Genomic DNA, 7,294 nt, shown 5'->3' on the forward strand with positions numbered 1-7,294 from the left:
GGGGGGGGCGCCCCCCCCCCCCCCCGCGCTCAAACCCACCCCCCCCCCCCCCCCCGGCGGGGGGGCGGCCCCCGGGGCCCCCCCCGGTTCTTCGGCGTCGATCTCGGCCCGGTCGATCACCCGGCCGGTCAGCCGCTCGCCCTCGATGAGTTCCTGCAATTCGTTCTCCGCCGCCTGCCGCTGGCGGGCGGAGATCATGGCATTCACGGTAAGTACCGAGGACAGCAGCACAGCATCGGAGGGGGCACCGAGTATCGCGGTCGCCACCGCCCCGACACCCAGCACCGGAGTCAGCGGGTCGGCCAGCTCCCGCCGCATATGGCCGAGATAGCCGGTGATCGGTGCGAGCGCATTCGGTATCGCGCTGCGGCCGGCGGGCTCGCCGGTCTGCCGTTCCTCCGGGTTCGCAGGCGCCGGCAACCGGGACAGCACCTCGTCCGGTTCGAGAGCATGCCAGGGCAACAGCGGTGCGGGCGCACCCACGGCATCCGGCCGGGCGGCACGCAGACCGGTCACCGCGCCGTTGAACAGTCCGGCGAAGTTCGCCGCGATCATCGGTGCCGTCCGAGATCGGGCGTCCGGCGCGGCGGCCAGGATCAGCCCGGTGAGGCTGCAGGCCGACAGCGCCAGGGTGCGCCCGCGTTCGCTGACCTGTCGCGCGGGCCCGACCGCCGCCAGCGTGCGCCGCACCTGTTCGAGATTGCGGCACAGCAGATCCGCCGACCACGGCACATGGATACCGCCGCCTTCGCAGCCGATGAGCCCGATCGCGACATCGGCGTGGTGGAGCGCCTTGTGCGCCCGAGTGCTCAGCACCGCCACCGCGTGACCGTCCTGCTGCAGCCGTTCCACATGCGCGCTCAGCGAACCCCGCGCGGAGACGAATTCGTCTGCGAGCCCGCGTAGTTCGGCGGCGTCGCGGTGGCCGGCGAGTATGATGCGCAATCCCGCGCGCCGGGCGGCGTTGAGGACACCGTGCGCGCGTGGATCCAATTCACGGCCGACCAGCACCCGCCCGACGACTCGATCGCCGTCGCGTAGTTCCCGCTCGACCGGGCGGGTCGTGTTACCGCGGTCGCGGGTGCCGGAATTCGGGTGGACCAGCCGCACCGGATGGCTGTCGTGACCGTCGTCGTCCGCCGGCTCCCAGAGCAACCGTTGCGCGGTGCTCCAGACCCGCGCGTCCGGCCAGTCCGGGTCGGCGCTCTCCGCCTCGAGCACCACCCGCCGGGTGGTGGCCAGTGACTCGGCGTCGACCACCACCGCTGTCAACCTGTCGAAGCGCCGCCAGGCAGCCGGGTGCAGAGTCAGCACACCGGCGGCGGCCAGGGTGGTGGCGATGGTGGCGGAGTAGACCTCCCGCCCGGCGCGCGCCGCTTTCGGTGCACCGAGGATGAGGGCGTCGGCGATATCGCCGACCCGGCCGAGTCCGGCGAGCGTGGTGGCACCGGCGAGCGCCGCGGCGGAGGTTTCGTCGGCGACCCGTTCCACCGGCCCCCGCGGCAGATCGGTGGGCCGGGTGAAACGCGGCAGTGGTTTGTCGACCCGGAAATGCTCGGCGTCGACGATATCGGCCTCCCACTCCCGCCACTGCGCGTGCCGGGCCACGGCTTCGGTGAGGGCGAAACCACGCTGGACGGTATCGGCGACCAGATTGGTGACGCCGCCGGCCGCGCCCTCGCCGAGCGCCGAGCCCGCGGCATTGGCCACCGCCAGCAACAGATCGGTGCGGGTGGTGCCGAGCCGCTCCTCGAGGTGCCGGCGCAGCCGGGGCTGGGCATCGGTGAACGCGGCCACCGACCGCATTCCGCGCATGAACCCGCGCAACGGCGGTACGGTCCCGGCCGCGGAGATCGCGATCGCGCAGATATCGCCGGCCACCTCGATCGCGGCCGCGATCACCGGCTCGCGGTCCGCCGGGAATTCCACGGCGCGGCTCCAGCCGGCGTCGGCAACCTCGGATTCGCGTTCGACCTCTTCGATCTCCGCCAGTAACCGGTCCAGATCGGCGCCGCTGGACAGTGCTGTCACGATCCGCCCGGTCACCGCGTTGACCCGCCACCACTGCACGCCGCGCAATCGGCCCAGATGCTGTTCCAATGCCCCGGTGACCGCGGACCGGTGGCTGTCGTCGAGTCCCTGGACCTCGATGGTCGCCATATCCTCCGAGAACGCGACCCGGCGTTGCGCGCGCCGGTCGCGCGGGTCGAGCAGGGCGGCCAGGTCGTCACGTAGCCCGCTGTTCTGGCCGGGTAGCAGTGGCGCGATTCCGGAGGCCACGGTCGTGGCCATTTTCTCCGCGGTCCGAACAGGGGTCTCCACCACCTGCAGCCCGGTTTCGACCGCCCGCTGCGCCCCCGAACGCATCGCCCCGGTCACGGCGGCGACAGGTGTGGTGATCAGCTGGGGAGACAGGAGTGAGCGCACAGTCGGGGACATACGGGGGCGCTACCCGGCAGACGCCGCCGCAAACCGCCGAACGGGCTGTCGTAGGGCGCCGATAGTCTCGCCGGCATGTCCTCGGCATGGTTACGCGCGAACGCGGTGTCCTGGTCCCTGCCCCGTACCGCCGGTACGCTCGCCGGCGTCCTGTCCGATATGGAGTTCGTACAGGCCGATCCCATACGCGCACCGGCGCGCGCCCAGGATCTGATCCTGCGTCAGCGTGTCCGTGGCTACCGGGCCGGCGATCTCGACCGCCGCTATCGCGAACTCGGCATCGACGAGGACATCGTGTACGCCTATGGGTTCACCGTTCCCCGGTTGCGTCCGCTCCTGCACCCGCGCCACCACCCGCGCGCGGCGAACGGTGCCTACCCGCACGACAGCCACTCGGCCGAGGTACTGGAGTTCGTCCGGGAACGCGGGGTGGTGCACCCGCGCGAACTCCAGGAACATTTCGGTCATCGCGGGGTGGTGAACGCCTGGGGCGGCACCTCCTCGGCGACCACCGTGCTGCTCGAGGAGTTGCACCGCTACGGCCTGCTGCGGGTGGCCGACCGGGTATCCGGTATCCGGCGCTACGAGGCGGCCCCGGCTCCGGTGGAACCCGCCTTGGCTCCGGCCGAGCGGCGCCGGGCGCTGGCGTTGCGCATCGCGCGCACCCTCGCACCGGCAGCGGAATCGACACTCACCTCGACGGTCAACCGGGCCGTACGCCCGATCGGCGACGGCACCGGCTCGGCCACGATCCGGGAACTCCACGCCACCGGTGAACTCGACTCCCGCACCGTCGACGGCGTGCGCTACCTCTGGCCGGCCGATCTGGTGCCCACCGACCGCCCGGCGCCGGCCCGGGTGCGCTTTCTGGCACCGTTCGACCCGCTGGTCTGGGACCGGAAACGGTTCGGCGCGATCTGGGGCTGGGATTACCGGTTCGAGGCCTACACGCCCGTCGCGAAACGGATCCGCGGCTACTACGCGATGCCGATGCTGTGGCGTGACCGGGTGATCGGCTGGGCCACGTGCGCGGGTCCGGGCAGCGAGGTCGAAGTGGGCTATGTCGATGGCGTTCCCAGGAGCAAGGCGTTCGCGACCGCCTTGGACGCGGAGATATCCCGGCTCCGGGACTTCCTGACCCCTGGCTGATGCGGTGACCGGCAAGGTTCACCGGCTGTAGGTCCATTGCCGGTCGATCTGATGTTTTGCCGTCGATCCGACGCGAGTGTGGGCTCCTGCCATCGGGCTGACGCAGGTCTGTCCTTCGGCACGGTGCCGGAGTCTGCGGTCGGCGGTTGCTGTCCCCGCGATCGCGGGGACAACAGGCGATCGGTGGGATCGGCGTGCTTGTTTCATCGGTCGACCGGTTTCGGTGCTGCCTGCGCGGTGGCCACCTGTTCCCGTTGCGCGGTCGGTGCGCGCGGTGGCAGTATGACGCCGATATGCCAGTGGTTTCCGAGATCGTTCGTGACAGTCTCGATGGTCTGTCGGTCGGTGACGCGCTGGGTGCTCAGTTCTTCGTGCCGGGTCGGTCGCTGCCCGATCTTCTCGCCGGCCGGCCGCCGGCGGCGCCGTGGCAGTGGACCGACGACACCGAGATGGCCTGTTCGGTATACCGGGAAGTCCGGGACCGGGGCCATATCGACCGCGACGCACTGGCAGCGGCCTTCGCCGACCGCTGCGAACCCTACCGAGGCTACGGCGCCGGCACGGTCGTTGTGCTGCACGAGATCCGCGACGGCCGTCCCTGGACCGAGGCCGCGGGCGCGGTTTTCGGCGGGCGGGGCTCCTGGGGTAACGGAGCCGCGATGCGTGTTGCTCCGCTGGGCGCGTATTTCGCCGGAGATCCGGACCGCGCCGCGGCGCAGGCAGCGTTGTCGGCCGAGGTGACACATCGGCATCCCGAAGCAATTGTCGGCGCCATGGTGGTCGCTGTCGCCGCAAGTCATGCTGCGGCCACTCGTGGAAAGTCCTGCGCACCAGGAGAATTGCTGCAGGTGGTCGAGCCTTATCTGATCGACGGACGGACCGCTGCCGGTGTCCGCCGCGCTCGGACCCTTCTGGGCCGGTCGGTTGCCGAAGCCGCATACGAACTCGGCAACGGAGCAGCGGTCAGCGCGCAGGACACCGTGCCGTTCACCCTGTGGGCCGCCGCCACGTTTCTCGACGACTATCCCGCAGCTGTCACCGCATGCATCGAAGCCGGTGGCGATGCGGATACAACCGCCGCGATCGTCGGAGGAATAGTGGCGGCGCACACCGGAGCCGGTGCCCGGGGAAGAGTCCGTGGAATACCCGAGCAGTGGCTGTCGGCACGAGAGCCACTGCCACCGTGGTCGCGGAATTCGTGGTCGCCGAAGGACGGGTAACCACCGGGCAGGCAGGAGCCGCACTACTCCGAGCCCTGTCACTTCCCCTGATCGAGCGGGCACTCGAAGAGAGCCCCGTGACTCCACGCCTCTCCTCGTTCGGCCACTCGGCGTGCTCGTTCCCGCCCGGCGTTGACCTGGTGCGTGGCCCGCGCCGGTGGCGTTTGCCGCATCTCGTCCTGGGTAGCCGCCCACCGGATCAGCCCGGCACCGGCGCGGCCGCTCGCGGGCGCCGTGTTCGTGCCGGGGACAGCGTACGAGGCCGTCGGCCGAGGGAGCGGATATGAAGGCTGTGACGTGGCAGGGCAAACGCAATGTGCAGGTATCCGATGTGGCCGATCCGCGGATCCAGGAGCCGGGTGATGCCGTCGTCAGGGTGACCTCCACCGCGATCTGCGGGTCCGATCTGCACCTGTACGAACTTCTCGGCCCGTATATGTCCGCGGGCGATGTGCTCGGGCACGAGGCGATCGGGGTGGTCGAGGAAGTCGGCTCCGAGGTCACGAACCTATCGAAGGGTGATCGGGTGGTGGTGCCGTTCCAGATCAGCTGCGGTGGGTGCGTGATGTGCCGGCAGGGGCTGATGACCCAGTGCGAGACCACCCAGGTGCGGGAGCAGGGCTGCGGGGCGGCGCTGTTCGGCTACTCGAAGCTCTACGGTCAGGTACCGGGCGGGCAGGCCGAATATCTCCGGGTACCGCATGCCGATTTCACCCATATCCGGGTGCCCGACGGGCCCGCCGACACCAGGTACCTGTTCCTGTCGGATGTACTGCCGACCGCGTGGCAGGCCGTCGAATACGCCGCCGTGCCGGACGGCGGATCGGTGACCGTCCTCGGGCTCGGGCCGATCGGTGAGATGGCGGCGCGGATCGCGCACCATCGTGGCCTACAGGTGATCGGCGTGGACCTGGTCGCCGAACGACTGGACCGGGCCGCCGCGCACGGTATCGACACCATCGACCTGCGGGCCGTCGGTGACGGTCTCGCCGACGCGGTACGTGATCGCACCGACGGCCGCGGCAGCGATTCGGTGATCGAAGCGGTCGGTATGGAGGCGCACGGGTCGCCGGTGGCGGCCGCGGCGCAGCGGGCGGTGTCGTACCTGCCCGCGGCGGTGGCCGGGCCGGCGATGAACCTGGCGGGTCTGGACCGGCTCGCCGCGTTGAACGCGGCGATCGATATCGTGCGGCGCGGCGGAACGATCTCGATCATCGGTGTGTACGGCGGTATGGCCGACCCGATGCCGATGCGGGTGCTGTTCGACAAACAGATCCAGTTGCGCATGGGCCAGGCCAATGTGAAGCGGTGGTCCGGCGATATTCTGCCGCTGCTGGACGACAGTGATCCGCTCGGCGTGGAAACCTTCGCGACCCACCATCTGCCGTTGTCCGCGGCGCCCGATGCGTATCGCATGTTCCAGGCCAAGGACGACGGCGCGATCAAGATCGTCCTGGATCCCGCCGCCTGACGCGGCTCGGCGCACGACGGTCAGGCGATCGCCAGATATGCCGCCAGGCCGATCCCGCACAACGACACCCCGATCCGCATCCCCGCAGGCGGCAGCCGGGCGACCACCGCGGGCCCGAACCAGCCGCCCGCGAAGGCGCCGATCCCCATGGCGGCCGCCGCGAGCCAGTGCACGGGCCCGAAGATCGCGAAGCCGATCGCGGCCACCAGGTTGGCGACTCCGGTCAGCACGCTTTTGAGAACGCTGGCCCGCCAGATCGTCTCGGAGGTGCAGACCAGGATCAGCGCGAGGAACATCACGCCCGCACCGGCGCCGAAATACCCGCCGTAGAGCGCGACGACGGCAGTGGCGAGCGGGTACAGCCGGGGAAAGGTGCGATCGCCCGCGAGTGCCCGCAGTTTCGGCTGCAGGAGCAGGCTCACCGAAGCGAGTGCGATGAGGACCGGGACGATCGCGTCGAAGACCTCGGCGGGTGTGGTCAGCAGCAGTAGTGCGCCGCCCAGTCCGCCGAATGCCGCACAACCGGCATGCAGGATGAGCGCCCGCGAGTCGTCCGCCACCGCCGCACCTGCCTTTGCCGTGGATCCGGCGCCGACGGCCACCATCGCGACGGTGTTGGTCACGTTCGCCGATACCGGGGACAACCCGGCCGCCAGCAGCGCCGGATACGAGATCAGCGAGGCGAGGCCGGTGACGTAACCGACGATTCCGGCGAAGAATCCGGCGACCGTGACAAGTCCGACGGTGAGCACGGTCAACGGTGTCGGTCTCCTGCGTGGAACGGGCCCGTTCGGTGATCGCCCGGGGATCACCGCTGCCGCCGTCCGGGCATTCATCCGACGACTTGCCGCAGCATAACGCGTTCAGGGGATGCACCACACAACGGGATATTTGCGACGAAACCTCGGAATGTCTCAGTTCGGGTTGAACTTCGGGGCGAAGTGCGGAATACCTATTAGCGGAGTTGCGCGGTCGCGGCACCCCCCCGCCCGGGGGCGAAGGAGGCAACTCTGCG

Annotated in this window: 4 protein-coding genes and 1 pseudogene; 3 read left to right on the forward strand and 2 right to left on the reverse strand. The window is 70.1% G+C overall.

What is annotated here, in order from left to right:
• Nucleotides 1-2,439: pseudogene (locus tag QH195_RS15150) on the reverse strand (hypothetical protein); the annotation flags it as partial.
• 75 nt (nucleotides 2,440-2,514) lie between these two features.
• Here QH195_RS15150 and QH195_RS15155 point away from each other — a divergent pair.
• From QH195_RS15155 to QH195_RS15165, 3 genes are all read left to right on the forward strand, one after another.
• Nucleotides 2,515-3,588, forward strand: a complete 1,074-nt coding sequence (locus QH195_RS15155; protein WP_280435836.1) for a DNA glycosylase AlkZ-like family protein — start codon at nucleotides 2,515-2,517, stop codon at nucleotides 3,586-3,588.
• Nucleotides 3,589-3,881: 293 nt separating this feature from the next.
• Entirely contained in the window at nucleotides 3,882-4,808 is a 927-nt protein-coding gene (locus QH195_RS15160) for an ADP-ribosylglycohydrolase family protein (RefSeq protein WP_280435837.1), read from the forward strand.
• Between the two features lie 283 nt (nucleotides 4,809-5,091).
• Nucleotides 5,092-6,279, forward strand: a complete 1,188-nt coding sequence (locus QH195_RS15165) for an alcohol dehydrogenase catalytic domain-containing protein (RefSeq protein ID WP_280425776.1) — start codon at nucleotides 5,092-5,094, stop codon at nucleotides 6,277-6,279.
• A gap of 20 nt (nucleotides 6,280-6,299) precedes the next feature.
• Here the strand turns inward: QH195_RS15165 and QH195_RS15170 are convergent, their stop codons facing one another.
• Nucleotides 6,300-7,037 (reverse strand): sulfite exporter TauE/SafE family protein, encoded by a 738-nt coding sequence (locus QH195_RS15170; RefSeq protein ID WP_280435838.1) that lies wholly within the window; start codon nucleotides 7,035-7,037, stop codon nucleotides 6,300-6,302.
• Nucleotides 7,038-7,294 lie beyond the last annotated feature (257 nt).

The organism is Nocardia carnea (assembly GCF_029868855.1).
GTDB lineage: Bacteria > Actinomycetota > Actinomycetes > Mycobacteriales > Mycobacteriaceae > Nocardia > Nocardia carnea_A.

What these genes read in the sequence shown, in the direction of transcription:
- QH195_RS15165 (WP_280425776.1), top strand. Translation starts at nt 5,092, where the DNA reads ATGAAGGCTGTGACGTGGCAGGGCAAACGCAATGTGCAGGTATCCGAT.
- QH195_RS15155 (WP_280435836.1), top strand. Translation starts at nt 2,515, where the DNA reads ATGTCCTCGGCATGGTTACGCGCGAACGCGGTGTCCTGGTCCCTGCCC.
- QH195_RS15160 (WP_280435837.1), top strand. Translation starts at nt 3,882, where the DNA reads ATGCCAGTGGTTTCCGAGATCGTTCGTGACAGTCTCGATGGTCTGTCG.